20 protein-coding genes and 10 pseudogenes are annotated in these 26,251 nt (G+C 59.4%); 24 read left to right on the top strand and 6 right to left on the bottom strand.

Annotation, left to right across the window (positions count from 1 at the left end; all coding sequences use genetic code 11):
• Positions 1-311 precede the first annotated feature (311 nt).
• Positions 312-494 (bottom strand): hypothetical protein, encoded by a 183-nt coding sequence (locus tag O7A70_RS31860; RefSeq protein ID WP_337143887.1) that lies wholly within the window; start codon positions 492-494, stop codon positions 312-314.
• Positions 495-666: 172 nt separating this feature from the next.
• Between O7A70_RS31860 and O7A70_RS31855 the strand changes: the two are divergent.
• The 15 genes and pseudogenes from O7A70_RS31855 to O7A70_RS31790 all read left to right on the top strand — a co-directional run.
• A pseudogene (locus O7A70_RS31855) lies at positions 667-1,448 on the top strand (IS256 family transposase); the annotation flags it as partial.
• Between the two features lie 452 nt (positions 1,449-1,900).
• Positions 1,901-2,338: an IS66-like element accessory protein TnpA gene (gene tnpA, locus O7A70_RS31850; RefSeq protein WP_337143886.1), complete on the top strand. Its 438-nt coding sequence runs from the start codon at positions 1,901-1,903 to the stop codon at positions 2,336-2,338.
• Positions 2,335-2,685 carry an IS66 family insertion sequence element accessory protein TnpB gene (gene tnpB / locus O7A70_RS31845; protein WP_337143884.1) on the top strand — a complete coding sequence of 117 codons (351 nt, stop codon included), beginning with the start codon at positions 2,335-2,337 and terminating at the stop codon, positions 2,683-2,685. The genes tnpA and tnpB overlap by 4 nt, the downstream gene beginning before the upstream one ends.
• A gap of 72 nt (positions 2,686-2,757) precedes the next feature.
• Positions 2,758-3,051 (top strand): annotated as a pseudogene (locus O7A70_RS34360) (transposase domain-containing protein); the annotation flags it as partial.
• 21 nt (positions 3,052-3,072) lie between these two features.
• Complete coding sequence (gene tnpC, locus O7A70_RS31840) at positions 3,073-3,777, top strand: IS66 family transposase (RefSeq protein ID WP_442921240.1); 705 nt, start codon at positions 3,073-3,075, stop codon at positions 3,775-3,777.
• A gap of 266 nt (positions 3,778-4,043) precedes the next feature.
• The gene (locus O7A70_RS31835; protein WP_337143881.1) at positions 4,044-5,075 is read left to right on the top strand and encodes a tyrosine-type recombinase/integrase; all 1,032 of its coding nucleotides are present in this window, start codon (positions 4,044-4,046) and stop codon (positions 5,073-5,075) included.
• Positions 5,072-6,016 carry a tyrosine-type recombinase/integrase gene (locus O7A70_RS31830; protein ID WP_337143880.1) on the top strand — a complete coding sequence of 315 codons (945 nt, stop codon included), beginning with the start codon at positions 5,072-5,074 and terminating at the stop codon, positions 6,014-6,016. Before O7A70_RS31835 ends, O7A70_RS31830 begins: the two co-directional genes overlap by 4 nt.
• A complete protein-coding gene (locus O7A70_RS31825) occupies positions 6,006-7,001 on the top strand; it encodes a tyrosine-type recombinase/integrase (RefSeq protein ID WP_337143879.1) in 996 nt (331 codons plus the stop codon). Before O7A70_RS31830 ends, O7A70_RS31825 begins: the two co-directional genes overlap by 11 nt.
• Before the next feature lie 96 nt (positions 7,002-7,097).
• Entirely contained in the window at positions 7,098-7,745 is a 648-nt protein-coding gene (tnpC, locus tag O7A70_RS31820) for an IS66 family transposase (RefSeq protein ID WP_337143878.1), read from the top strand.
• Positions 7,742-8,350, top strand: a complete 609-nt coding sequence (locus O7A70_RS31815; protein WP_337143877.1) for a UPF0149 family protein — start codon at positions 7,742-7,744, stop codon at positions 8,348-8,350. The genes tnpC (O7A70_RS31820) and O7A70_RS31815 overlap by 4 nt, the downstream gene beginning before the upstream one ends.
• Before the next feature lie 352 nt (positions 8,351-8,702).
• Entirely contained in the window at positions 8,703-9,512 is an 810-nt protein-coding gene (locus O7A70_RS31810; RefSeq protein ID WP_337143876.1) for a tyrosine-type recombinase/integrase, read from the top strand.
• Positions 9,509-10,432, top strand: coding sequence for a tyrosine-type recombinase/integrase (locus tag O7A70_RS31805; RefSeq protein ID WP_337143875.1), 924 nt, complete (start codon positions 9,509-9,511; stop codon positions 10,430-10,432). Before O7A70_RS31810 ends, O7A70_RS31805 begins: the two co-directional genes overlap by 4 nt.
• The gene (locus O7A70_RS31800; protein ID WP_337143874.1) at positions 10,429-11,430 is read left to right on the top strand and encodes a tyrosine-type recombinase/integrase; all 1,002 of its coding nucleotides are present in this window, start codon (positions 10,429-10,431) and stop codon (positions 11,428-11,430) included. The genes O7A70_RS31805 and O7A70_RS31800 overlap by 4 nt, the downstream gene beginning before the upstream one ends.
• A 126-nt stretch (positions 11,431-11,556) precedes the next feature.
• A pseudogene (locus O7A70_RS31795) lies at positions 11,557-12,598 on the top strand (IS110 family transposase).
• Positions 12,599-12,870: 272 nt separating this feature from the next.
• Positions 12,871-13,176, top strand: a pseudogene (locus O7A70_RS31790) (transposase); the annotation flags it as partial.
• 95 nt (positions 13,177-13,271) lie between these two features.
• Here the strand turns inward: O7A70_RS31790 and O7A70_RS31785 are convergent.
• Positions 13,272-14,456 (bottom strand): annotated as a pseudogene (locus tag O7A70_RS31785) (IS110 family transposase); the annotation flags it as partial.
• A 249-nt stretch (positions 14,457-14,705) separates the two neighbouring features.
• Between O7A70_RS31785 and O7A70_RS31780 the strand changes: the two are divergent.
• Positions 14,706-14,927: pseudogene (locus O7A70_RS31780) on the top strand (transposase); the annotation flags it as partial.
• A gap of 38 nt (positions 14,928-14,965) precedes the next feature.
• Here the strand turns inward: O7A70_RS31780 and O7A70_RS31775 are convergent.
• Positions 14,966-15,259 carry a hypothetical protein gene (locus O7A70_RS31775; protein WP_337143873.1) on the bottom strand — a complete coding sequence of 98 codons (294 nt, stop codon included), beginning with the start codon at positions 15,257-15,259 and terminating at the stop codon, positions 14,966-14,968.
• 1,032 nt (positions 15,260-16,291) lie between these two features.
• Between O7A70_RS31775 and asnB the strand changes: the two genes are divergently transcribed.
• Positions 16,292-18,124, top strand: coding sequence for an asparagine synthase (glutamine-hydrolyzing) (gene asnB / locus O7A70_RS31770; protein ID WP_337143872.1), 1,833 nt, complete (start codon positions 16,292-16,294; stop codon positions 18,122-18,124).
• Between the two features lie 140 nt (positions 18,125-18,264).
• On the opposite strand, the pseudogene O7A70_RS34355 reads toward asnB, so the two are convergent.
• Positions 18,265-18,617 (bottom strand): annotated as a pseudogene (locus O7A70_RS34355) (transposase); the annotation flags it as partial.
• Positions 18,618-18,634: 17 nt separating this feature from the next.
• Here O7A70_RS34355 and O7A70_RS31765 point away from each other — a divergent pair.
• From O7A70_RS31765 to O7A70_RS31740, 6 genes are all read left to right on the top strand, one after another.
• Complete coding sequence (locus tag O7A70_RS31765; RefSeq protein WP_337143871.1) at positions 18,635-19,045, top strand: hypothetical protein; 411 nt, start codon at positions 18,635-18,637, stop codon at positions 19,043-19,045.
• Positions 19,046-19,266: 221 nt separating this feature from the next.
• Positions 19,267-20,379 (top strand): ABC transporter substrate-binding protein, encoded by a 1,113-nt coding sequence (locus O7A70_RS31760; protein WP_337143870.1) that lies wholly within the window; start codon positions 19,267-19,269, stop codon positions 20,377-20,379.
• Between the two features lie 126 nt (positions 20,380-20,505).
• A complete protein-coding gene (locus tag O7A70_RS31755; RefSeq protein ID WP_337143869.1) occupies positions 20,506-21,894 on the top strand; it encodes an amidohydrolase family protein in 1,389 nt (462 codons plus the stop codon).
• A 191-nt stretch (positions 21,895-22,085) separates the two neighbouring features.
• The gene (locus tag O7A70_RS31750) at positions 22,086-23,198 is read left to right on the top strand and encodes an ABC transporter ATP-binding protein (protein ID WP_337143868.1); all 1,113 of its coding nucleotides are present in this window, start codon (positions 22,086-22,088) and stop codon (positions 23,196-23,198) included.
• The gene (locus tag O7A70_RS31745; RefSeq protein ID WP_337143867.1) at positions 23,198-24,109 is read left to right on the top strand and encodes an ABC transporter permease; all 912 of its coding nucleotides are present in this window, start codon (positions 23,198-23,200) and stop codon (positions 24,107-24,109) included. Before O7A70_RS31750 ends, O7A70_RS31745 begins: the two co-directional genes overlap by 1 nt.
• 52 nt (positions 24,110-24,161) lie before the next feature.
• The gene (locus O7A70_RS31740) at positions 24,162-24,926 is read left to right on the top strand and encodes an ABC transporter permease (protein ID WP_337143866.1); all 765 of its coding nucleotides are present in this window, start codon (positions 24,162-24,164) and stop codon (positions 24,924-24,926) included.
• Between the two features lie 256 nt (positions 24,927-25,182).
• Here O7A70_RS31740 and O7A70_RS31735 read toward each other — a convergent pair.
• A pseudogene (locus O7A70_RS31735) lies at positions 25,183-25,415 on the bottom strand (IS66 family transposase); the annotation flags it as partial.
• A pseudogene (locus tag O7A70_RS31730) lies at positions 25,416-25,658 on the bottom strand (integrase core domain-containing protein); the annotation flags it as partial.
• A 260-nt stretch (positions 25,659-25,918) separates the two neighbouring features.
• Between O7A70_RS31730 and O7A70_RS31725 the strand changes: the two are divergent.
• Positions 25,919-26,122, top strand: a pseudogene (locus O7A70_RS31725) (IS110 family transposase); the annotation flags it as partial.
• Between the last annotated feature and the right edge of the window lie 129 nt (positions 26,123-26,251).

The following is a 26,251-nucleotide window of genomic DNA, read 5'->3' as shown; positions in this document are numbered from 1 at the left end:
ACGGAGAATGGTTTATGGCCGCCCCTCCCCTCACAATCACCGAACCGGAAATCGATCTCTTCATGGAGCTCACGACGGAAGCGTTCCGCATCTTCGAAAGTGAAACACATGAGCATTAGGCTGAATCGACATTCGACGCATCTATAGCATTGCGCACGTAATTTGAACGAAGCTAAGGAAGTATAGGGCACGTCGGTCGTATCGGGTGGCAATGCGCCTGAAGTGTTTAGCGTTTTGAAACAGCGCTCGATGAGGTTGCGGGCCTTATAGGCTTCGAAGTCGTAAGGGATCAGGGGTCTTGCGGGTCGGGTTCAGGGATGACGGCTTGCGCCCCCATTCGACGACGATCGCGCAGGGGTAGCAAGAACGCGTTTGGCCATGAGTCCTTCGAGCAAGGCAGGTGCCTGGGTGACATCGCCACGTTGGCCCGGCGTCAGGATCAGGCGCAATGGGCGGTCGCGGCCATCGACGGCCGTATGGATCTTGGTGGTCAATCCACCTCCGGAACGCCCCATTACTTGGTGCTGGTCCCCCTCGCCGCCTGCTGGTGGGCGCGAACCAATGTGCTGTCGAGCACCACATAATCGTTGTCGGGATTCGATCAGCAAAGGGGACTGTCAGGAGTCTTGTGCGCGAGGCCATGATGATGGAACGGAGAATCATCTCATGGCCATCGACAAGGAACTTCTGGATCGGTTGCTTTCGGGTCGCGATCCGCAGGAGCTGTTTGCCAAGGATGGCTTGCTCGACGATCTGAAAAAGGCGCTTTCGGAGCGGATCCCGAACGCCGAGCTGGACGATCATCTTGAAGAGGAGCAGGCCGAGGGCTTGGCGAACCGGCGCAACGGGCATTCGAAGAAGACGGTTCTGACGGGCACGTCGAGGCTCGAACTTTCGATCCCGCGTGACCGCGCCGGCTCATTCGATCCGAAGCTGATCGCAAAGTATCAGCGCCGCTTCCCCGATTTCGCCGCCAAGATCGTGTCGATGTATGCGCGTGGCATGAGCGTGCGCGAGATCCGCGGCCACCTGGAGGAACTCTATGGCATCGACGTTTCGCCGGACCTGATCTCGGCGGTCACCGATGCTGTTCTGGAAGAGGTTGCCGAATGGCAAAACAGACCGTTGGATGCCTGCTTTCCCCTGGTCTTCTTCGACGCCATCCGGGTCAAGATCCGCGATGATGGCTTCGTACGCAACAAGGCGATCTCAAGCGACGAATGCTTCACATTCGCGCGGACATCGCACTCGGCATCCTGCCGGATGGCGGCAACGAGATATTGGGCACCTGGATCGAGCAGACGGAGGGCGCCAAGTTCTGGCTTCGCGTCATGAACGAGCTAAAGAACCGTGGTGTCGCCGATATCCTCATCGCCGTCGTCGACGGCTTGAAGGGCTTTCCAGAAGCGATCAATGCCGTTTTCCCGCAGACGATCGTGCAGACCTGTTGGGGTGGACGGCCTCCCGCAGGCATCGATGTGCCAGAATGAGGTCGTTGAAGACCTCAAGCAAAGGAGACCGTCTGTGGATCAAATTATTCGAATCGGCATGTAATGCCGAGCGTATAAAAATGCCGAGCCAGCCCGGACAGTGGCTGTTTTCAAACAATTCTCCGATACGTGGCTCGGCATAATTGTTCATCCTACTCCCCCTCGCAATCGATGCAGAGGAGGGAGAGATGACCTTGGAAGTGTTTCTAAATCGCAGCCGGCTTCTTCGCAGATTGAAGTCAGGCGCATTCGCAGATGTTTTGGACCCTTACACTGACAAGCTTCGACAAGGTGGCTACTCGGAGGAGTATGCGGCCCAAGCGTTCCGCCTGATCAATCGTTTCAGTCAGTGGGTAAGCGTTGCATCAAGGCACCTTGCAATAGGCCGGTGAACATGGAGCTTTCGCGCCATGACATTGGAACATGCAGGGGGCGATGTGGTCGCCGAGTTAAGCGGTGCGGCGGCGGCCGAAGATCGTGCAGCGATGCCCAGCCGTGCGCGGCAACGGAGGCTGTGGAGTTGCGCCGAGAAGCGCGCGTTGGTCGACCTGGCGAGCGCGGCGGGGTCGTCGGTGACCGAGGTCGCGCAAGCATTCGGCGTAGCTCCGTCGCAGCTCTATGCGTGGCGCAAGCAGATGGCCGACGGCGAGCTCGATGCCGATCAGGCGATGGCGACCTTCGCGCGGATCGACGTGAGCGATCTGCCCGAGGTCGAACGCCCCGTCGCCGATTGCCCGGACCCGGCCGGCAGGATCGTCGTGGCCTTTCCGAGCGGTGCGCGATTGCGGATCGATGGGACCGTCGATCCGACAGCCCTGCGCATCGTCCTGGCGGAGTTGACCAGGTGATCACGGTGGTGCCGACCGACCGGATTTACCTTTGCTGCGGCGCGACCGACATGCGTCGCGGGATCAACAGCCTGGCGCGGATGGTGCAGCAGGTGCTCGCGCTCGACCCGCACACGGGCTCGATCTTCTGCTTCCGTGGACACAAGGGTCATATCATCAAGATTTTGGCACATGACGACCAGGGGTTCTGCATGTTTACCAAGCGGCTTACCGATGGCTGTTTTGCCTGGCCAACCACGAAGGATCAGGTCACCGTGTCGCTCACCAAGGCGGAACTTTCGCTGCTTCTGGAAGGGATCGACTGGCGCCGGCCGAGCAAGATTTATCGACCGCGTCTGGCCGGCTGATTTTGCTCGTTTGTTATTGATTTTGTGTCGATTCTGCTTCCGTGAAGGAGGTCTTTCGGGTATAGGTTTTGGGTGTCGGAACAAGCTCCCTCAACCGCTGATTTCCTCGCCCGGATCGCGCTTCTGGAAGCGGCCGTTTCGGCCCGGGACATCACCATCGCCGAACGCGATGAGCAGCTGCGCAGAGAGCGCGCCGAGGCCGCACTTCGCATCCAGCGCCTGCAGCTGCGGATCGATCGCTTCAACCGCAAGGCCTTCGGCCGCTCGTCCGAGAAGCTCGGCCAGATGCTGCTCGAACTCGAAGATCTCGAAACCGATGTCGCCGCCGGCGCGCCCGAGGCCGTGCTGCCCATCGTCGCTGAGAGCGACAAGGTCCGGGCGTTGCCGGTGCGCAAGCTCAACCCGAACCTGCCGCGCAAGCGGATCGTTCGCGAGCCGTCCTGCGCATGCTGCCCGGGCTGCGGCGGCGCTCTGCGCGCCATGGGCGAAGATCACGAGGAGATGCTCGACCTGGTCGCCCAGGCCTGGCAGGTGATCGAGACCGTTCGACCCAAGTACAGCTGCCGGACCTGCGATAAAATCATCCAGGCGCCGGCACCCGCCAAGGCCATTGCACGCGGCAAGCTCAGCTACGCCGCGCTCGCCCATATCATGATGGCGAAGTGGGGTTATCATCTGCCCTACTACCGCCAAATCCAGATGATGGCCGCCAAGGGCGTCGATATCGAGCGATCCACGCTGGCGCGCAGCGCCGGTTATGCCGCCGCCTTGCTCGATCCGATCTACAACCGCCTCCGTGAGATCGGCCGTACCCGCACCAAGCTACACACCGACGACACGCGGCTTCCAATCCTGGCGCCCGGCACCGGCACGACGCACAAGGGCACGCTCTGGGTTTACGTCGCCGACGACCGCAACTCGGGTTCGCAGGAGCCGCCGATCGCCTGGTATCGCGCCACCATGGGTCGCGCCGGCGAGAGCGTGATGACCGAGCTCGCCGGATTTGCCGGCACGCTCCAGGCCGACGGGTTCACCGGCTATGTTGCGGCCGTCCATATGTCCCCATGCTGGCCTTTACCCATTGTCAACTGAGTATTTGGGCCCGATTTGACGCAACATAAATCGCGAGCTCAGCTGGCGGACCTTTTCTCATTTGGAGGTTCGACATGGATCGCTCTTGCTTTTCTGACCAAGCCGCTGATGCCCTATTTCCCGAAGTGCCATTCGCTGACGAGCGCAACCGCTATTTGCATCACTGCGCCACACTCGGAGCGAGCCCCGAAGTTCTGAGGGTCAAACGCAGCGAACTCCTATGGATCGCGCGACATCTCCGCCCGGACGCAGCCGAGGGAGTTGGCATGGCGGAGTTGTTGCCGATCGCGCAAGCTCGGCAGAATCTTCGCGGGGCGGCTGCCGCCGCGCGTCGAGTTATCGATATCGGGCGACCCTGGTTGAAGTTCCTAGGCTGGTGGCGCGAGCCCACCGTCATGTTGTCGTACCAAGGGCAACTCGACCAATACGTTGTCTGGATGAGCGACGAACGCGGTTTGACACCTTCGACGGTGGAGCAATGGGGGAGGATGGCCGGCAGGTTCTTGCTGTGGTGCGAGCGGTCGAACCGCCAGCTTGAGGATTTGAAGGCAGAAGACATTGACAATTATATCGCGACCCAAGGAGCCGGACGATGGGGTCGCGTCTCTATTGCACACGTCACTTCAGCCTTGCGGGATTTTGTGCGATACGCAGCAAAAGAGGCATGGTGCTCAGACCGCTTGGCGGCGTCAATATCGCGACCTCGGCTGTATCAGCATGAGTCTCTGCCATATGCCCCGGATTGGTCCGACGTCCAGAAGATGTTGGCCGACGTCGATACGGACCGGCCCCGCGACATCCGAGACCGCGCGATCCTACTGCTGCTGGCTGTATATGGCATGCGCCGCGGCGAAGTCGCCGCACTGCGGCTCGACCAGATCGACTGGGCGGGGCGAACACTTCGGCTTTTCCGTTTGAAGCGACGACAAGCCCAGATCTATCCGCTGGTGCCCTCTGCTGCTGAAGCACTGGCGCGCTACGTTGATACTGTCCGGCCACCGTCCTCTTGCCAAGAAGTCTTCCTCCGTATGAAGGCGCCTCGCCGCCCCTTGAACGTGACTAGCATTTATAGCATCGCCAATCGGCGATTTGTTGCGCTCGGGATTCAAGCTGCCCATCGCGGCGCGCATGCCTTGCGCCATGCCTGTGCAGTTCGCTTGCTCGCCGAGGGGCTGACCATCAAGGAGATCGGCGACCATCTTGGACATCGCAGCACCGCGGCAACAAGTGTCTACGCCAAGGTGAACATGGCAGTTCTTCGCGAAGTCGGCGCCTTCGATTTGGGAGACGTCCTATGAAGCTGAGCGACGTCATCGATATCTACGTGGCCCGGCAACGGTCACTGGGCATGCGCTTCGAGTCTGCCGAACGCATGCTCCACTACTTTGAGCGAGCAGTTGGCGATCGACAGATCGGCGAGGTGACCCCGGAATCGGTCATTGATTTCCTTAATGGAGACAAGGCTCTGACAGCGACGTGGGCACGCAAGCACAGCGTGCTGAGCGGCCTATTTAGGTTCGCAATAAGTCGTGGATATGCCGATCGCTCGCCTCTGCCGACAGTTCTGCCGAACCTGCCGCCGGCGCAAACGCCATACGTATATTCGACCGACGAACTGCGCCGACTTTTGGAAGCAACGGCGACTTTGCGAACAGGCTACAGTCAGCACGTACCAGCGATGTATCGTACTATGATCTTACTCCTCTACGGGACCGGCATCCGGATCGGCGAGGCCCTGCGCTTGACCTTTCAGGATGTCGATCTCGTCGAAAGGATCATTACCATCCGCTGCACCAAATTCTACAAGACTCGCCTGGTTCCAATTGGACCGAAGCTGTCTGGAGAGCTGGCCGCGCATCTCGAACGTCGTGGCTTGCTGCCAATGCCGCAGGGGAACGCGGCGCCGCTATTCGCATCGCGCGGCATTCGAGGGTGGACTTATCAGAGTGTCGTCACCATGTTCCAGCATGTCCGCCGCGCCGCCGGTATCGAACGCCCGATCGGCGAACCGCGTCCACCACGTCTCCATGATCTTCGCCACACCGCGGCCGTCCACCGTGTCGTTGCGTGGTATCAATCCGGCCAGGACGTCCAACGATTGCTCCCCCAACTCGCAACCTTCCTTGGTCACATCGACATCCGATCTACGCAACGCTATCTGCAAATGACGCCGGAACTTCTGGAGGCGGCCAGCCAACGCTTCGCCCAGTATGCGATGGAGGGCAGCCATGAGGAATGAGATGCTTCTCGGACCATGGGTGCGGCGGTTCCTCCTCGAACATCTGGTGGCGGAGCGGAATCTGTCCCGAAACACTCAGGCCAGCTACCGCGACACCCTGATGCTCTTACTTCCGTTCGCCAGTAATCATGCGGCGCGCGCCATCGATCGAATGTCGGTCGAGGATTTGACACCATCAATCATCCGTCAGTTCCTTGATCACCTGGAACGCGATCGAAAGTGCAGCGGAGGCACTCGAAACCAGAGGCTGGCGACCATACGCTCATTGGCAAGGTTCATTGGCATGCACTCTCCGGTCCACATCGCGTGGTGCGGCGAAGTACGAGCGATGCCGTTCAAGAAGACCGCCAAGACCGTGATCGGATATCTCGAGAAGCCGGAGATGGACGCGCTCTTGGCACAACCAGACCGTCGTACGCCTCTTGGCAATCGCGATTATGCTTTGCTTCTGTTCTTGTACAACAGCGGCGCCCGTGCCGATGAAGCGGCGAATTTGATCGTCGACAATCTGCAGCTGGGCATGCAATCGTCGGTGCGACTACATGGCAAGGGAAACAAGTACCGATCATGTCCGTTGTGGCCAGCCACTGCAACGACACTGTCGAGGCTCGTCGAGGGACGTGGCAAGAGGGATTCGGTCTTCCTGAATCGAGTCAATTTGCCATTGACGCGGTTCGGGATCCACAGACTCGTTACCAACTATGCCGTACTGGCGAGCAAAACAGTACCGTCGATCGAGACGAAGCGCGTTAGTCCCCACACGATCCGACACACAACCGCAGTCCACCTGCTGCGCGCTGGCGTCGACATCAATACAATCCGTGCTTGGCTCGGCCATGTGTCTCTGGACACAACGCATGTGTACGCCGAAGTCGATATGGAAATGAAGGCCAAGGCGCTGGCTCGGGTCGACATCTCTGACCAACAAACCATAGTCTCCCAGCACTCTCTGCCGTCGCTAATGGCCTTCCTGAAGGGTCTCTAGCCGGGTCGCGCAGTTGAAATTTATGTTGTGGTTCAAGCCGGGGAAACCAACACTATCTCCAGCCTCCGCCACATATGGATGGCCGCAACATAACCGGTGATATGTTCTGGAGAACATATCACCGGCTACAATCAGATCTACAGGGGCGGCGCCATTCGAGAAGCCGCCTGCCTGGCCCATCTGCGTCGCAAGATATTCGACGTTCACGACAGCCAGCCGACCGAGCTCAGCACGACGGCGATGGCCGGTATCCAGGCGATCTACCGGATCGAGGAAGAGATACGGGGGCTTCCGCCGGCCGAACGATTGGCCGCACGACGAAGGCGGACCCGACCACTGGTGCGCGCTCTGCGACGACAGCTCATGCGCCAGGCCAACGGTTTGTCGCGCCACGCCGATATCGCGAAGGCCTTCGCCTATGGCACCAAGCGATGGCGCGCGTTCAATCGCTTCCTCTATGACGGCCAGCTCGAGCCCGACAACCTGATTGCGGAGCGCGCGATTCGTGGATTTACCGTCGGCAGGCGCAATTGGCTTTTCTCGGGCAACTTCGCCGCGGCCGAGCGGTCAGCTGTCGTGCTCAGCATCATCGAGACCTGCAAGCTCTGCGGCGTCGATGCCGAAGCCTACATGGCCGATGTCATCGAGCGCATCCAGAACGACTGGCCAGCCTCGCGCTGGGACGAGCTGATGCCCTGGAACTGGGTGCGCCGCCAAGAGGTGCCGCTCCCCTTGGCGGCATGAGCGCGCTCGATGACATGGCGCTGTCGGACGAGGCCCTCGAGGCCTGGATGGCCGCCAAGACCAACCCCCGCCCGCTGGTGCGCACCATGTCGGCGCTGGATGGCTTCGTAACGGCATCGGTCACCGGGCCGCGGTTCGCGGATCCGCAAGACTGGATGTGCCCGCTCATGGGATTGCCGCGCGGCGTCCTGGCCAAAGGCTCTGCAACCGATCACGCCGTGTTCGCCAGCCTCGCCAGGATCCACAACCGGATCAACGAGACGCTGTTCGACAGACCGCAGGATTATGCGCCCCGCTTCACCACCAAGCCCAGCGGCGGCATCGACCCGCGGCCGTGGTGCCAAGGGTTCTACGCGGCCATGAATCTCAACATCAAACGCTGGAAACGGCTCCTCGACCTCAAGAACCCCAACCACGGCCTGCTGCTGCCCATCCTCATCTACTGCGTCGACAAAAAAGGGCGGCCCGTCCTCGGCAAACCCAGGCCGGGGCCTGAGACCGCGCACTTCATCGAGCACGAGGCATACAAAGACATCACCCTCGTCATTCCCGCCCTTCGCGAACTCCACTATGTCACCCGTTATGACAACCCGCAGCAATCCTAAGCGGTGCACCAACCAACGAGCGACGTAATCAACCACAAAGACGATTCGGGAAAGGCGCCTTGGTGCAACGCTTACGTCAGTGGCTCACCGGCCATGGTTTGTGCTCCAGGGATATCGACGAGCGGTTGGTTGCCCGGTTCTTTCGGAGCCGCGCGCAATGCCAAGTACAAACCAGCGTTGACCATTCCGCGATGAGAAGGCTGTTGGCGACACTACGTGAGGCCGGAGTCATCGGGCCGCCTTTGCCCCCTTCGCTCAACCCTGTTGAACAACTGCTTGCAGATTACCAGGGATACCTGCAGCGCAGGCTTGGTGTCAGTCCAGCCACGACAGTAGCCTATTCCAGCTACTTTTGCGCCCGTTTCTGCGCTCGCTAGCGCTCAACTGCATCAACGACATCGCGCGGATAACGGCCCTCGATTTCATCCGATATATTGAAGAGCATGCAGGCGACGGCAGCCCTGCTACGGCCGTGGCCTTCTGTTCGCGGCTCCGTTCGTTTCTGCGGTATCTCAGCGCCGAAGGCCTGGTTGCCAAAGACCTCTCTGCCTACGTTCCTTTGGTCAAGGCGCGGGGGCAGGTCGGGCTGCCCGCTTACCTTTCAAAAGCCCTGGTTCAGCAGGTGCTACAAGGTTGCGGACGAGCCACGGCCAAGGAGCGGCGGGACTATGCCGTACTACTGCTTCTCGCCCGGCTCGGTCTGCGCGCTGACGAAGTGGCGCTTCTCACGCTAGACGATATTGACTGGCGAGCCGGGCAACTCCACGTGCAGGGCAAGGGACGCAAACGGGCGACCATGCCGCTCCTACCCGAAGTCGGCGAGGCCATCGCGGCTTACCTGCGCGACGGTCGTCCGATATCCGGGAGTCGCCGGGTTTTCCTTCGCTCACACGCTCCGCACATCGGCTTTACCTCATCATACGCGGTGATCCATATCGCACGCTCCGCGATCAATGCAGCCAATATAACTGGCGTCGCGCATCGCGGATCCCACCTGTTTCGACATAGCCTGGCCACCGGACTCCTTGGTTCGGGGGCCACGCTGACCGAGATCGGCCAGGTCTTACGTCACCAAAACCACGATACGACACGCATCTATGCCAAGGTTGACCTGGCAAGCCTGCGGCGCCTGGCAACGCCATGGCCGGGAGCCGTGCAATGAGCCCGCTGTACATCGCCCTCGAGCGCTACATGGGCATGCGCCGCACCCTTGGCTTCAAGCTTTCGTCTCAGGAACAGATACTACGCCGCTTCGTCGCGCACATGGATCAGCATGGCAACGCGATCATAACCAGCAAGCTCGCCATCGAATGGGTGAGCAAAGATGCTGGTCCAGCGTCCTGGCCCGGGCGCCTGTCCGCAGTTCGCGGGTTCGCCCGGTACGTGGCGATTACCGACCCGCGGACACAGGTCCCTCCGACGAGCGTGTTTCCGGAGCAACGGCGGCCCGCACCCTACCTCTATTCCGAGGCTGAAGTTCAACAGCTTCTTGCTGCGATGCTGGCCCTTCCACCCGCAGGCAACCTGCGTCGATGGACCTATTATTGCATCGTCGGCCTCCTCGCCGTGACCGGCATGAGGATTGGCGAGGCCCTGCGGCTTCATAGAGGTGATGTCGATCTCGACCAAGGGATACTGGTCATTCGCGACAGCAAATTCGGCAAGTCTCGCATCGTCCCCATTCATTCGTCGACGCTGACCGTGCTCAAGGATTATGCAGCACGGCGTGATAGCCAACCCTTGAGGTCCGCCGGCCGGCCATTTTTCACCGGCGAACGCGGCGGCCACGTGCACTATCGCAATATCGTCACCGATTTCCGTGCTGTGTCACTAAAGATCGGCCTGCGACTGCGCGGCGCTCGCACAGGACCCCGCCTGCACGACCTGAGGCACGGTTTTGCCGTTGCTACGCTGCTGCGCTGGTATCGGGCCGACAAGGACGTAGATCAACTTCTTCCGGTCCTTTCCACCTACCTGGGGCACGGCCGTGTTCGCGACACATATTGGTACCTGTCGTCCTGCCCCGAACTCATGGGGGAAGCTGCCCGAAGACTCGAAGCGCGATGGGAGACACTTTCATGACGCAGGATCTCCAACTCGCGCCGCTGATCGAACGGTTCTTTACGCACCGCCTTGTCCATCAGCGCAACGTCAGTCCGCACACGCTTGCATCCTACCGCGACACCTTTCGCCTGTTATTCAGGTTCGCGCACGCCAGGCTGCACGTGGCGCCGTCCAGCCTGCGGCTTACAGATCTCGATGCACCACTTATTGTCGCGTTCCTCGAGGACCTGGAAGACAATCGCTCGGTCAGTATCACGACGCGCAATTTGAGGCTGTCGGCGATCCGCACTTTTTTCCGGTACGTCGCATTCGAAGAGCCGGCCCATAGCGCGCAGGTCCAGAGCATTCTTGCCATCCCCGGAAAGCTCCACGGTAAGCGCGAAGTCCATTTCCTGTCGCGCCCAGAGATTGATGCGATCCTGGCCGTGCCCGACAAAGCAACCTGGCTTGGTCGTCGCGATTACACGTTACTGCTCCTCGCGGTGCAGACAGGCTTGCGCATTTCGGAGCTGACCAGCCTCGAGCGAGAATCCATCACACTGGGTACCGGGGCACATGTCTTCTGCCTTGGCAAAGGCCGCAAGGAGCGGCGCACACCGCTCACGAAGTACGCCCGCCGTGTCCTTGAGACGTGGTTGAAGGAGTCCCCTCGTCGAGACTCATCCGCCTTGTTTCCAAACGTACACGGTGGACACCTCAGTTCCGACGCCATCCAGTTCCTGCTCGCCAAGTACGTAAAGATCGCTCGGCAGCAATGCCCGTCATTGCGCAAAAAACGGGTGACACCCCATGTACTGAGGCACTCGGCGGCTATGGAGTTGCTTCAGGCGGGCGTCGATATCACCGTGATCGCCCTATGGCTAGGGCACGAGTCTATCCTGACCACACAGGCCTATCTGCATGCCCATATCGATCTCAAGATCGCGGCTCTTGCCAAGCTCAAACCCCTTGAGCCGGTAGAATCCATGCGCTTCGTACCCGAGGACCAGCTTCTTGCATTTCTCGATGGCTTGTAACGCAACGAGTTCTCACTTCGGGGAAGGAAAAGAAAATTATGCCGAGCCACGTACCGGAGAATTGTTTGAAAACAGCCACTGTCCGGGCTGGCTCGGCATTTTTATACGCTCGGCATTACATGCCACATGCCGCATGCGGCATGTGGATTGGATACGTCAAAGCACGTCTTTCAGCTGCATGGCGTGAATACAGCCGAAGAGGTGGTGATGCGCAAAAAGCTGCGGCGCAAGGAGATGATGACCTTCTTCGAGAAAGCGGCGCCGACAATAGTCGCCATCGAAGCGTGTGGCGGATCACACCACTGGGCCCGCCTGCTGCAGGCGCTGGGCCATGAGGTGAAGCTGATCCCGCCGCAATATGTCAAGCCGTACGTAAAGCGCGGCAAGAACGACGCGGCCGATGCCGAGGCCCTATGCGAGGCGATGAGCCGGCCGACCATGCGTTTTGTACCGGTGAAGACCGCCGACAACCAGGCAGCTTTGATGTTGATCGGAATGCGCGACCGACTGGTTCGCAATCGCACGCAACTCGGCAACGCTATCCGCGGATACGCCGCCGAGTTCGGATTGATCGCCGCCAACGGCACATCGAAGGTCGGGCCGCTGCTCGAGCGTATCGCGGCCGATGAAACGCTGCCGGAACTGGCTCGCGAGTTGTTCGTGCTGCACGGCCGCGAATATGCTCAGTTGCAGGTAGAAATCCAGAAAATCGAAGCGCGGCTGATGGCATGGCATCGCACCCGACGAATGCAGTCGGCGTCTGACACGGATTCCAGGCGTCGGGCCGATTGGTGCATTGATGATGATCATGAAAACCCCGGCACCCGAGACATTCCGATCAGGGAGGCACTTCGCGGCCTGGCTTGGCCTGACGCCGAAAGATCACTCGACAGCCGGAAAAATCAGGCTTGGCGTGATCACCCGGGCTGGCGACGAAATGCTGCGAAGCGTGCTCGTCGCTGGCGCCACGGCTCTACTCCGGCACGTCCGAGAGGGGCGCGGGAAAAATGGCTCGCCATGGCTTCTCGACATGCTCAAACGCAAGCCGCCAAAGCTGGTCGCCGTGGCGCTGGCCAACAAGATCGCCCGTGTCGCGTGGAAGCTGATGGTCACCGGCGAACAATACAGGGCCAACGTCGCTTTGTCGGCTCAGGCCCAGGCAACATAGAGTTCAACCATCCAAGGTACGCACGCTACGTTGCGACCTTGGTAGGATGAAGCCGAACTTGCAGGAAAACGAGCAGTTGGTGTGATCGATCGATCCAGGACGTGGGACAATCCGTACGATGCAAGGCTCTCAAAAGGCCGCAGACTTGTTTGGAACTCACGTAGCGGAAACCATCTTGGCCCGCGGCCATGTGCGGCTGCAAACAGAGGCCGGACATATGATCGCAAGCGAAGGTGTCAGACCAATGAACGAAATCTTGCAAGGCGGGAGCCGTCCACATATGCATCGTGCATCTGATCCGCCACTCGCTGGAGTTCGTGTCATGGAAGGACCGCAAACCTGTCGTGCCGGCGCTCAGGGCGGTCTATCGGGCCAAGGACGCCGAGGCCGGCCTGGCCGCGCTCGATGCCTTCGACGCCGGCTACTGGGGCCAACGTTATCCGGCGATCGCCCAGAGTTGGCGCCGCAACTGGCTTCATGTCGTGCCGTTCTTCGCATTCCCCGAAAGCGTGCGGCGCATCGTCTACACCACGGATAAGATCGACAAGCGCTTTCTTCCTGGTCGTGGTATTCTTCCGACAGCGCGGGCGACCTCGTGGCGAAGCGCGGCGCATCGGCTGAAAGCGCTGTTAGGCAGCCTACTCGAGCCTTGCCGGATTGAGGCGACCGCGCGCCCTTTCCTTTGGCGGCGCGGGCGCCAGGCCGAGACAAATTGCTCGTAGCCCTTCTGCGCCTGTTCTGCGACGCGCATCTCCTGGTTCCGGAGTTCCGTGACATTGTAGGCGTAAGCGGGTCCACGACTGTTGCCTTTCCTCTGCGGTCGACCAGCCTGCAACTCCATGCCTCGCACCTTGTGAGCCACCAGGCTGGGCCGCGCCCACAGATAGTCCCTCTCCTTCGTCAGCATGTGCCAGACAAGCACCGTCAGCTTCCTTGCGACCGCGACGGCGGCCACTTGGTGACCGCGCCGTGCGCGGACCCGAACGAAGAAGGCATGCAATGGTCCGGGGGCCTTCGCCGCCGCCCAGGCCGCCTCGACAAGCATGGCCCGAGCATGGCTGCGCCCGACCTTGCTGATGCGTCCGTGATGGGCAGCGCCGAGGCCAGACTGACGCACACGGGGATTGAGACCGAAGTAGCTGACCAGCTTCTGCGGGGATTTGAACCGGGTGATCTTGCCGATCGCCGCCATCAAACCGGCCGCCACTGTGAGATTGACACCCGTGATGGTCAGAAGTCGCCTGATCGCCGGGTCATCCATCGTGCTTTCGGCTATCTCCCGGTCAAGGATCGCCAGGTCCTCGGCAAGTCGATCGAGTTCGCGCACGTGCCGCTCGATCGCAGCACGTTCATCATTGGGCACCGGCTGGCGCATCAGCCAGGCGCGACCGCGGCCATTGAACAGATCGGCATGCGGGCACTTCGAGATCAGATGAGCGTGCAGGATCGCATGCACCTCGTTCTTGATCCGGGTGCGATGCCGCACGACCTGCTAGCGTCGGGCAACCAGTCTGCGCATCCGCTCGGTGGCGGCATCCGGCGTCCATATCTCCGGCAAGTAGCCAGCCGCACAAAGACTGGCCAAGCTGCCCGCATCGATCTTGTCGGTCTTCACATGGGCATGGGCGATCGCCTTCACCTGCAGCGGATTGGCAATCAGCACCCGCTTAACGAAGGGCGACAGCACGCGGGCCACCGCCATGCAGTTGCCGGTCGCCTCGATCACGACCTCGTCCGTCGCCAAAAGGCTTTTGCCGAAGCCTTCCAGCGCCGTTCGGGTCATGTCGACACGGCCCCCATGGCGAAGCTTGCCATCCTCCCAGAAAACCACCTCACCGAAGGTGCGGTGGATGTCCATTCCAATCACGCGTCGCATGCGCGACTCCTGTCAGTCAGGTTGATGACGGGAGCGGCGGGCGACACGACAACTACGGATTCGCGCTCACAGCGCAACCGGGCGAGTCGCAGAGGCGGCCAGCTACTAACACGAGCTCGCAGCTCATCGTGTGGATCGGCCTGCCCGCACCTTCGTGCTCCCGGTGCCTCTGTCCCGGATGGTCGCACCATACGCCGCGATCAAGGAATCCGCAGCAGGACTTCAGCACCACGGATCTTTATACCGGTTACCAATGCTATCGAGGCGCTGAACTCAAAGCTGCGGCGGGCCGTTCGAACGCGTGGCCACTTTCCCAATGACGACGCCGCAATGAAGCTGCTACATCTGGTGCTCAACCACGCCGCCGAGGAATGGAAACGCGCCCCGCGCGAGTGGTTTGAGGCCAGGACACAGTTCGCCGTCGTCTTCGGCGAAAGGTTCGTCAGCCAATGACGTTAACCGGCCTCACGCACAAGATTCCTGACAGTCCCTCAGCAAAGACACGCTCCCAGATCCCGCTCTTCGACCAGCGCCCATGTTTGTGGCGATTCCACATCGACCACGTTCTCACATTCCGACAGAAGCAGCCGCCCTTTTCCGGCGTCGACGAATGCGGCCATGAAGACGATCCCGAATAAGACGGAACAAAGGTTGATGAGCGTTCCAGGGTTGGTGCAACAACCATAATGCCCGCTGGCGAGACGATTATCCCTTACCGATTTCATCCTCGTTACGGGGAAACGATTGTTGCCGGGCGCAATCGCCATGGTGGTCGCTCTGATCATCCGCCGCGTTCAGCAGCACGGCTTCGTCTCTTCTTGGCCCGCTCAATGCGTTTGTGCAGGGCCTTGCAGGAAAGTCCGTCGCCTTCTGACCCAGCACCACAGACGGCGTCTTCGCCGCCTGGTTCAGACATCAGAAAATAGAAACCGTCCCTCAGCACACGACAAGTCATAAACTGTTCGGCGATGTCCTCGCACACCTGTTCGCGATGTCCCGAGTCCAAACAAATCTGTGCCGATAGCAACGTCCGAACGAACGAAGCTGGTGCCATTGGTAAGCGCGCTGCTGGAAGGCGATTTTGACGTGTCGATGTCAATACGAATAGCTTGTTCCACGAATTGACTCCCTTTGCTTGAGTATGCAACGACCTCATTCTGGCACATCGATGCCGTGCGGGAGGCCGTCTATCCCAACACTCATGCGGCGGCCTAGCGTCGTCCGCGAAGAGAAGCGAGTGACTCGCCGGGCGACATAGTCCGAAGAAATATCAGAAGGAGCTTGACCTCAACGACCCCAAAAAGCCGGTCGACCCACATCACATCCATGGTCGGGTTTGTCGAGTCCGCGACCGGTGATGTTCGGCCTGAGTTCCGTCGCAACTCTCATGCAAGCCATTGGCTCGAATGCAGAAGAGTTTTTCTGAGGCGACCTGGGTACAATTGGCATGGAATTTGAAGCTCCCTCGCCAGAAGGCCGTAGCGGCTGCCTACCAAAATTGGAAATATTGCCGGTGAGGTCGGACTTCATGGGCCTTTCGCATTCTTCTGCATGGAACAACAGATCGGTCTTCCGGCGCGCGGATATTCACGCAGCTGCAAATTGCTCAGCGGGGATGATGTCGGCACGGATCGGCGAGGTCACGAGGTTTAGATTGAGCACCTTGCAGGCTTTAGGCAACGTCACTTCGCCGCACTTGGCCCAAGTCGCGTCGATTAGGCGGGGCGTGAAGGTTCACCGCTTGTTCGCGGGGCGCAGTTCCCCCTGAACCCCGAAGCTGCGCGACACGACAGTCACCTAGGGAAAGGAGCCAAAACATGTGCGGCATCTGTGGATGGATTGATTTCGACCGTGACCTAGGAGGTCTCGACGCGCGAAGGGAGCTTGCCGACATGACGGCCACTATGGCTTACCGCGGTCCCGACGACGAGGGGACTTGGATTGACGGGCCCGCGGCGCTGGGACACCGCCGCCTGGCGATCATCGACATCCAGGGCGGCCGCCAGCCGATGACGCTCCAGGAGGACGGCCGACCCGCGTTGGCGCTCGTCTACACGGGCGAGACTTACAACTACCGCGAGCTGCGTCAACGGCTCGCGGCCCTGGGTCATCGGTTCGACACGAACAGTGATACCGAGGTGGTGCTGCACGTCCACCGGGAGTGGGGCCACCTCGATCCCCGTACTGCCGTGAACGAACTCAACGGGATATTCGCCTACGCACTCTGGGATAATGTCAAGCGTGAACTGCTTCTCATACGCGACCGGCTCGGCGTTAAGCCGCTTTACTACTACCCCACCGAGCACGGAGTGTTGTTCGGCTCCGAGCCAAAGGCGATCCTCGCCAACAGTCTCGCGGAACGGGCCATGGACGTCCAGGGGCTTCGTCGCACCCTATGCTACTTCGCCGATCCGTACAGCACCGTCTTCCGCGGCATGTGTGAGGTACGGCCCGGCCACATCGTCCGCGTGACCCGCGAAGGCATCCAGCAGATGAGCTATTGGCAGCTCACCGACAGCGGGCATACCGACGACGTGCCTAGCACCGTTCGGCGCGTCCGCGAGTTGCTCGAGGACACCATCCAGCGACAGCTCGTTGCGGATGTGCCACTGTGTACGCTCTTGTCGGGCGGGCTTGATTCCTCGGCCATGACCGCACTTGCCGCACGCTTCAGCGACGAACGGATCCGGTCATTCGCCCTCGACTTCGTCGGCTATACCGACAACTTTACCCCCGGCCCGGGGTGCGCCACACCCGACGGGCCGTACGTGCAGGATGTCGCGAAGTTCGTTGGTACCGACCACACGGACATTACGTTGTCCGCAGACGAACTCATGGACCCGAACGTGCGAGCCGCCACCCTCCATGCCCGCGATCTGCCTTTGACTATGGGCGACCTCGATAGCTCGCTCTACCTTCTGTTCCGGGCGGTCAGGCAACACTCGACGGTGGCCCTATCCGGGGAGGCGGCTGACGAGCTTTTTGGCGGCTACAGATTTTTCAACGATCCCGCTCGCGTTCAAGCCCACAGGTTTCCTTGGGTCGAAATCAGCGACGGCATCGCACTGCAGTCCCTAGACCCCGGCCTGGTCGAGAAACTCGATCTCCCCGGCTATCTCGCCGAGCAGTACCACGTGGCACTCGCGGAAGTACCCGCGCTGACCGGACCGGCCTCGGCCGATCCGCACGAGCATCGCATGCGCGAGGTCTGCTATCTCTTCCTCACGCGTTATCTGCCAGCGCTACTCGACCGCAAGGACCGGCTGAGCATGGCTTTGGGTCTCGAAGTGCGGGTCCCCTACTGCGACCACCGCCTCGTTGAATACGTGTTCGGTACTCCATGGGCCCACAAGACGTTCGACACGCGCGAGAAGAGCCTGCTGCGGGCCGCCACTGCGGACCTGCTGCCGCAGTCGGTAGTGCAGCGGGTCAAGAGCGCGTATCCGGCTATCCAGGATCCGACCTACGACAGGATGCTGCGCGCCCGGTTCACCGACCTGCTGAATGACCGCAATGCGGCAGTGGCACCGTTGCTGTCCGTCGACGGCTCCCGCGCGTTGCTCGATGCGAGCGACAGCCTTAGGGGAGTGGAGCACATCCTGACCCTCCAGAATTTCCTGACCGATTACAAGGTGAGCCTCGCGGTCTGAAACAGCGGAAACAGGCATAAGAGCAGCAAAGGACCGATACGGAGTTGGGCTCAATGGCCAAGTCTCCTTCCCGAACTTTCAAGATCGCACATCACCACACAGCGTTGCCAAGCGCTAAACATAGCATGGGAGCTTTTAGCGGTAGGGGCGCTCGGGGCGCCGACCTCGACGCAAGCGATGACGCGCTCGACGCAGCTCCAACCGGCGACGCCGTCAAAGAACTCGTTGAAGAGGCGAACCCTGCGCGTCTTGCCGACGCTTCAAACCCGTGCCGTTGTGCTGGCTTCCAGATCCGCGACATGCTTGCGCAGGATCGTGGTGGACGCCACGCCGAAGATGCAGTCGGCATCGTTGTGCGGCACCAGACGATGACCGGGGGCTGCAGTCGGCCCGAATTAGGACCCAGGTGTTCGGCCAATTGCTCCGGATCGCCCGCACAAGGGCGGCGCGGGGGCGGATTTCAGCTCCCGCTCGGCCGTTTGGCCGGATGCACATCCCGGAGATCGGCTGATGCTGCTGGAACATCGTCGAGATGGACCTCAGGACAAAACGATAACCAGGAAGGTGTTCGAGGATACCGATTACAATCTCACCTGTCATTGCGGTCGTCTCACGATAGTCGCCGTCTCGACCCTGATGGTCCGCGATCCCAACCTGTATCAACGATCCCACCCCCGGCGCTGGAAAACGAAAATCACAATTCAGTTCTTGATTGGCCTTTATGGACCCGGCCTGTCGCTGACCCGTCCGGGAGCCTTGGCTTGTATTCCGTCGACCACGGATGCGCTTCAATACATGAGGGCGGAAGCGCGCACCAACATGCCATCCGCCGAGCAGATCAGTTCCGATATGGTGGTTCTCGACGCCGAGTGGATGGCTCAAAGGCATCGAGCTGCCTTTGCTTATTCACGGACGAGTTGAAGCTTATTTCATCAGCTTGGAGTGGGCGTTTTGTTCCAATCCTTCCAGCGGTAGTCACCAGTTTGGCCAGCCGGCATATGTCCATCGCGATAAGTATGTCAGACGCCTATCGGCCTCATAATAATCGCGCACAGCACATAACAAATAGAGCATCGCCGCATCCGAAAAGCCGGCTATGGTCGGGTAGCGGCATGCTAATAACCGTAAAGGGGACCTTCACGATGGACAGGCGTACTTTCATTCAAGCTACCGCTGGGATAACGGTTGTTTCAGCAGCTCCTGGAATGTGGTCCAGGCCCGTTTTCGCCGCCTCCGTGGGGGAGTTGGCGGTAGCCGCTAAGGCAGCTGGACAGACTAAAGTTGTGCTCTCAATCGGGGGTGGTACATTTATCGACGTTGTTAAGGACGTTTTTTTCGATCCTTTCACAAAAGAAACTGGTATTGAGGCGGTCTTCGTCACAAGCGGCGATTACAGCTCGGTTCCGGCCCAGGTGCGGGCAATGTCCGAAGCCAAAGCGATGGAATGGGACATTATTTCAACGACCTATGATTCGGTGCGCGCACCGGAATTTGCGAACTATGTAGAGGATATGGGCGATTGCTCCGAATTGTCTAACGTAGTCTCTGAAGGAGTTGAAGGGTCGTGTTTGGGGAACTCAGTTCTGATGACTCTGGGTGGGAGTGTTCTAACCTACAACACTCAAGAATTCCCCAATGGGATGAAAAATTGGGTTGATTTTTGGGATGTCAAGACCTTCCCAGGCCCAAGAACCCTCCCAAACAACGGCAGCCCTTGGTATGTTTTGAGTGCTGCATTGGTCGCAGATGGGGTTCCAGCCGACAAAGTTTATCCGCTGGATTTGGATCGAGCTTTCAAGAAGCTAGATGAACTTAAACCGCATATTGTCGCATGGTGGGTAAGTGGCGATCAGAGCCAGCAATTGTTCCGAAGCAAGGAAGTGGTTGCCGGGATGATCTGGAACGGCCGCGCTGCTGGACTGCGTTCTGAGGGAGCTCCTGTCACGTTTGTGTGGATTGGTGCGGTTTTCAATGCTGATACCCTATCCATAACTAAGGGAGCTCCGCACCCGATAGCTGCCAAGGCGTTGCTGAACTACTTTTACACTCGTCCCGAGGCCCACGCGGAATTTGTCAAGAGGATGAACTACGTGTCGCCTAATAAGCATGTTGGGGAGTTTCTCGAGGCAAGGGTTGCTTCAGACATCGTGAGCGCCCCGCAGAACTGGCCGACGCTCATAAGAGCTGACCCAGTTTGGGTGGCCGAGAACAGGCAGAAAGTCATCGAGCGTTGGACGGCCTGGGTTTCTGCATAGTTCGACCCGTGTAAGTTAGGCTCAGAGCCCGCAGTATTCGATAATTGGCTTTTTGCGACCCTCCTCCTTCGGCTTCTTCTCACAATACTTTTTGCGGTGCCGGCGAGCCGGTCCTTTGGGTACAGCATGCTCAGGCAGATTGTAGATACTCTGGTCTTCAATGGGGATGTGTTCACCGGGGACAAAGCACAATCTCATCATCAACCGGGCGCAATCGCCATTAAGGACGGCGTCATTGTCGCTTTGGGTCCGGAACCGGAAGTCATGTCGATGTACGACGCGCGTCGGCGCATCGATGCGCGTGGAGGCTTGGTACACCCGGGATTCATCGACACGCACCTCCATATTACTGCGATGCCCTATCACGGCACGCCGTTCTCGAAGTCACTGGACGGTGCAGGAAAGAGGAGACCGGATTACTCTCGAATGAAGGCTGCGACCACCGCTGAGGCAACATCTGCATATGCTGCAGCTGCAGCGTGCTCGCTGTTGCAGCGTGGCTATACGCTTTTTTTCGAAGCGGGAACTGTCTTCGAGACAGACGCCTTTGCCGACTCCATAACGAAATGCGGCATACGGGCCATGGTTTCGGCGCCTTTCGGGTGGGACGATTTATCCGGGTTTGAAAAGAGTTACCCGCACTTGGTCAATGAGATGCTGGTCCGCCGGGCCCCGGTAGATGCTCGCCGGGTGATCGAACAGTGTAAATATGAAATCGAACGCAATAAAAATCCGGAGGCCTTGGTACAAGGCTATGTCTGTCTGTACGGGGAAGGTTCAGCAACGGACGACCTGACGCAAGAGGCGGCTAAACTGGCCCGCGATAGTAATGTCATATTCTATCAACATCAGTCGTTTCATCCGGACGGTGTGCGTGCAGAAAAGAAGAACTATGGAGACGCCGGCGCTGTTCGCTTGGAACGGCTTGGCGTGCTGGGTACCAGCACGACGCTTGCCCACATGAATGTTCTCGACGAAGCTGAGATCGAATTGATCTTGTCCAGGAAGCCGGGGATCGTCTGGTGTCCCAATGCTGCGCTCGCCTTTCGGGTAATCTCTCAATCCAAATGCTGGCTTCCTTTTCTCCACAGAAACGGAGCCTGCATATCACTAGGTGTCGATACGATTGCCACTGATCCCATAGGCATCTCCGGTGTTCTGAGCCTATATCTGTCGGCGTCGTTGGGCGACAACTTGGAAGACTCGGACCCTTTTTACATGCAAACAATCAACGCGGCTCGGAATCTTGGTATCAGCGATAAGGTGGGCAGTTTAACGGTCGGGAAGCGGGCGGATGTAGTGATCCGTGAGCTTCGAGACATTACACACACCTCCTGGCTCGATGACGATGGAATTCTTCTCGCCCTCTCATCCTCGATGATTCCCGTTGATACGGTCCTGATCGACGGAAAATCCGTAATGGAAAAAGGTCAGCTCATCAGCGTTGATCAAAATGACATCGTGGCAGAGGCGAGGCGCCAGCGCGAAATTCTTTTAAAGCGTGTTTACGGGTAAGTCAGTCGCTGGTGCCAGCCTGATACAGTGCGATTCACCGTTGGTTGCGGAAGCATAACCAATATCTGCCCCTCATAATCCGTCGCGGCCTGCGAAGGACTTCCCCCGGCAGCACACAACGCGCAATATGGCACCCGCGTTCCCAATTGGAGAGGGGCCGGACGCGACAACAAAAATAATGGGGGAAGTGAATGACGGGAGCCAGTGTCACGGTCCGCGAGATCGTCAAGCGATACGGACAGGTCACGGCCGTCGACGGTGTGTCGGTTGACGTCCAGCCGGGCGAATTCCTGTCGCTGCTGGGGCCATCAGGCTCCGGAAAGACCACGCTGCTGATGATGATTGCGGGGTTCGAGCTTCCCGCCGCCGGTAAAATTCGAGTAGGCGCCACCGATGTAACCCATGTCGCACCTAACAAGCGCAATATCGGGATGGTGTTTCAGAAGTACGCCCTGTTCCCGCACATGTCGGTACGCGATAACATTGCCTTTCCGCTACGCATGAGAAAGGTCGGAAAGGGCGAAATCGAGCGGCGCGTCAGCGAGGCTTTGGCCATGGTCCATCTCGGCTCGTACGGGGGCCGCAAGCCGGCGCAACTATCGGGCGGCCAGCAACAGCGCGTGGCGCTTGCTCGCGCCCTCGTCTTCGAACCGCCGGTGCTTCTGATGGACGAACCACTCGGAGCGCTCGACAAGAACTTGCGACAGCAGTTGCAGATCGAGATCAAATCCCTTCAGCAGAGGATTGGAGTGACCGTTATCTTCGTGACCCATGACCAGGAAGAGGCCCTGACAATGTCCGATCGCATCGCCGTAATGGACGGCGGCCGGATTGCTCAAATCGGGCCTCCAGCTGATCTCTATGCCACACCGAGCTCGCCGTTCGTCGCCGAATTCATAGGAAAAATGAACTTCCTGCCGGTAGATTATCTGGGCGCAAGCCACGACGGGTCTGAAGTCCGCCTATCAAATAGCACGACGTTCACGGTCACGCGCAAGCCCAGCAAAGAAGCAGGGCGGTTCTCGAAAGGAGCTGGGCTGCTCGCAGCGGTGCGGCCTGAAAGCATATCTGTCGCCGCCCGGGGCTTGGGCGGCCCGGGCTCAATTAGAGGTACTGTCGATACCTCGATTTACCTCGGCACACACCAAATCCTGCTGATAGCCATCGACAGGCACGAGGGACCGCCCCTGCATGTGCAGATCCCGGCGGGTAACGTCGGAGCATGCTTTGCCCGCGGCGATTCCGTCGATCTCGTCTTCAAGGCGGATGCCATTCACCTGTTCAAAGATGAGGCCATCAGGTGATGGACGCCCCGACAAACGAAAGTGCGTTCCGCAACGAGGGCCCAAGCCTGACGCAACGTCTCGTTATCGGGACAGGAAGCAAATATCCTCCGGTGGTGACCGCGCTCCTCCTGCTGCCACTTCTGCTGCTGCTTTTGTTTTCATTCCTGTACCCGGTGGGGCGTATGCTTGCCGGTAGTCTCTTTGACCCTGATTTCACGCTCAAGCATTACGCGCGACTCTTCACCGAGCCACTTTATATGCGCATCCTGATGCGTACGTTGTGGATCGCCTTCGTGGCGACGCTTTGCGGCTTCATTCTCGGTTATCCAGTCGCCTATGCAATGGCGCGTTCGAGAGGCCGGATGACCATTCTCATTGCCGCCTGCGTGCTGGTGCCGCTTTGGACCTCCGTGCTGGTCCGGTCATACGCATGGATCCTTCTGCTGCAGCGCCAGGGAGTAATCAACCAGTTCCTTTTGAAGACCGGGATCCTCGAACAACCATTGCGCCTGATTTACACCGAAGGTGCCGTGGTGGTGGCGATGACGCATGTCTTGCTCCCGTTCATGATCCTGCCCATCTACAGCGCCCTCAAAACGATCCCGCGCGAACTGCTCCAGGCCGCAACAAATCTCGGGGCCGGTCCGGTCTCAAGCTTCCTGAAGGTCACCTTACCCCTAAGCCTTCCGGGCGTTTTCGCCGGTACGTTGATGACCTTCATCCTCGCGCTCGGATTTTACGTCACCCCGGCGCTGGTCGGCGGCCCGCAAACGATGATGATGTCAACTCTGATTGCTCAACAAACCACCGTCCTGCTTGATTGGCCATTTGCGGGCGCACTTGCCACGGTTTTGCTTGCCGTGACCCTGTTACTGACATTCGCATTTCGAAAGGTTTTAGCGCGCAACGGAGGGTTAAGCGGTGTCTGAAACAAGCTTAGCTGCGAGGTCACCGCGGCTGCGACCGGCGTTGGTTGCGAAAATGGCTCTAGGCATCGTGATAGCCTTGATCCTATTTTTTCTTCTCCTGCCAACCCTCATTGTCATTCCGGTCTCCTTTGGAAAGGCCCCCTACATTGAGTTCCCGCCAAAGGGGCTAACGTTTCACTGGTACCAGCTATACTTTACTGACCCCGACTGGATCGCTGCGACACTGTTCAGCATGCGTATCGCGGCAGCCACCACAGTAACTGCTACCGTTATCGGCACCCTCGCTTCAGTCGCTCTAGTGCGAGGCGAACTGCCAGGCAAGTCTCTTGTGCTTGGCCTTGCTTTGAGCCCGCTCATCGTGCCGCACATCGTCATCGCGATCGGGCTGTACCTCTTCTTCGCGCCGCTCAAGCTGACCGGCAACTTTTTCGGATTTTTGTTGGCACATTCGATGCTGACGGTTCCTTACGTCGTGATCTCCGTCTCAGCAGCGTTACAGCGGTTCGACCCCATCCTTGAAAAGGCGGCACTCAGCTGCGGTGCCGGCCGGGGCCGCGCATTTTATGCGGTGGTATTGCCCCAGATCACCCCTGCGATCGTCACGGGTGCCGTGTTCGCGTTCGTGTCATCTTTCGATGAAGCGACGGTGGCGTTCTTCATTTCTGGCATTGAGGGCAAGACAATCACCAGAAAACTGTTTGAAGATATCGACTACAATCTGACGCCGGTGATCGCGGTCGTGTCAACCGTCATTGTCGGTATCTCAATTGCCCTGATGGGAGCAGTGCGGCTTTCACAGCGCGATGAAGAAAGTTGAAACGCGTCGCGGTCCTTCGCTGGTGGGGCGTTAGCCCCAAGCGATGGGAGGGGGCGCCACCGAGCGTCGCCGCCATCTTATTCAGATGGAGGTCAGGGCCAAGGCGGGGTACAGTCAGGACGGCCGACGCGAGAACGTCAACATAGGTGTAGGGTTCTGCTCCCTCACCTGTAAGCGCTCATTTCCACGCACGTTGACGGCTCTTGGGATGAGCGATAGCTTTCATGCGGAAGCATCGCGTGGGATCAGGCTGCGGCGCTGCGGCCGCTTTCGAGAGTTGAAGGGGCAGAAGATCGAAGATCGTCGATATTGGACATCGGCGTCTTCGGCACGCTGAGGCAATTTGGTGCCCAACCACGCTAACGGCTCGATGCCACAGGCACGGCAAGTCAGCATCAGGCCGTAAATAATACCGCTGGCCCTGGCTCCGTCGACTGTGTCGCTGAACAACCAACTTCTGCCGCCCGTTGCAAAGATTCTAATGTCGCGCTAGGTGTTTAGTCCCAGCATGTCATGGCTTGGCTGACGAACGAACAGCTCCGGCTTTTCGGCGCTTATGCGTTTGAGTGCTTCGAACGGTGTCTTGAAGCGTAGCGCCCTGAGCTGCTTGGCGTAGTTGTAGGCGAGCAGCCAGTCCCGGACGTGGCGTTTCAGGTCGTGGATCGAATCATAGTGGAAGGCGCGGACGGTGGCATCCTTGATGGTTCGGACCATTCGTTCGGCCTGCCCGTTATCCGGTATGTGATCTGCGGTGCCTCTTCGTCCCGCTGTTTCTTTGTTTGGAACGGTCTTATGGTGAGCCCATCCGGGACGTGGGGCACCGGGAGCACGAAAGTGCGGGCAGGCCGTCTTTAGACCGTGGGCTGAGAGCCCGAGCTCGTTACATGGCCGCCCCTCGCGACTTTCCCGGATGCGCTGCGAGCGCGGATCAGTAGATGTCGTGTTGCCCGCCAGCTCCCGTTCTTGACCGAGCCAGAAAGGAGGCAGCAGGCATGTGCATCATCGGACTGGATATCCACCGCGCCTTCGCCGAGGCGGTGGCGTGGGAGGATGGCAGGCTCAGGCGGCTGGGCCGTGTCGACATGCGGCGTGACTTGCTAGAGGCGTTTGCCGCAAAGCTGGCGCCGAGCGACATCGTGGTGATCGAGGCCACTGGCAACGCGTCCTCGGCCGCCGCGGTTGTCGCGCCGCACGTGAAGAAAGGTATCCATACGCGGAAGGCCGCAGACTTGGCTCGCGCGCAGGCGCCCTGGCTGATGTATGGTGAAGCTGTCGCTCAGGCGATGTGCTGACCCGGGGCCTTTTTGGCCTCACGCAGCCTTTTC

Source organism: Mesorhizobium sp. Cs1299R1N1 (assembly GCF_037179655.1).
GTDB classification, from domain to species: domain Bacteria; phylum Pseudomonadota; class Alphaproteobacteria; order Rhizobiales; family Rhizobiaceae; genus Mesorhizobium; species Mesorhizobium salmacidum.
Note: the sequence above shows the minus strand (reverse complement) of the source record. Positions and strands in the feature narration are given on the sequence as shown.

Excerpts from the sequence above, each read along its gene's own strand:
- O7A70_RS31825 (WP_337143879.1), top strand. The coding sequence starts at position 6,006 with ATGAGGAATGAGATGCTTCTCGGACCATGGGTGCGGCGGTTCCTCCTC.
- O7A70_RS31800 (WP_337143874.1), top strand. The coding sequence starts at position 10,429 with ATGACGCAGGATCTCCAACTCGCGCCGCTGATCGAACGGTTCTTTACG.
- O7A70_RS31745 (WP_337143867.1), top strand. The coding sequence starts at position 23,198 with ATGGACGCCCCGACAAACGAAAGTGCGTTCCGCAACGAGGGCCCAAGC.
- O7A70_RS31835 (WP_337143881.1), top strand. The coding sequence starts at position 4,044 with ATGGCGGAGTTGTTGCCGATCGCGCAAGCTCGGCAGAATCTTCGCGGG.
- asnB (WP_337143872.1), top strand. The coding sequence starts at position 16,292 with ATGTGCGGCATCTGTGGATGGATTGATTTCGACCGTGACCTAGGAGGT.
- tnpA (WP_337143886.1), top strand. The coding sequence starts at position 1,901 with ATGACATTGGAACATGCAGGGGGCGATGTGGTCGCCGAGTTAAGCGGT.
- O7A70_RS31755 (WP_337143869.1), top strand. The coding sequence starts at position 20,506 with ATGCTCAGGCAGATTGTAGATACTCTGGTCTTCAATGGGGATGTGTTC.
- O7A70_RS31805 (WP_337143875.1), top strand. The coding sequence starts at position 9,509 with ATGAGCCCGCTGTACATCGCCCTCGAGCGCTACATGGGCATGCGCCGC.
- O7A70_RS31760 (WP_337143870.1), top strand. The coding sequence starts at position 19,267 with ATGGACAGGCGTACTTTCATTCAAGCTACCGCTGGGATAACGGTTGTT.
- O7A70_RS31765 (WP_337143871.1), top strand. The coding sequence starts at position 18,635 with ATGCTGCTGGAACATCGTCGAGATGGACCTCAGGACAAAACGATAACC.
- O7A70_RS31740 (WP_337143866.1), top strand. The coding sequence starts at position 24,162 with ATGGCTCTAGGCATCGTGATAGCCTTGATCCTATTTTTTCTTCTCCTG.
- O7A70_RS31815 (WP_337143877.1), top strand. The coding sequence starts at position 7,742 with ATGAGCGCGCTCGATGACATGGCGCTGTCGGACGAGGCCCTCGAGGCC.
- O7A70_RS31775 (WP_337143873.1), bottom strand. The coding sequence starts at position 15,259 with ATGATCAGAGCGACCACCATGGCGATTGCGCCCGGCAACAATCGTTTC.
- O7A70_RS31830 (WP_337143880.1), top strand. The coding sequence starts at position 5,072 with ATGAAGCTGAGCGACGTCATCGATATCTACGTGGCCCGGCAACGGTCA.
- O7A70_RS31750 (WP_337143868.1), top strand. The coding sequence starts at position 22,086 with ATGACGGGAGCCAGTGTCACGGTCCGCGAGATCGTCAAGCGATACGGA.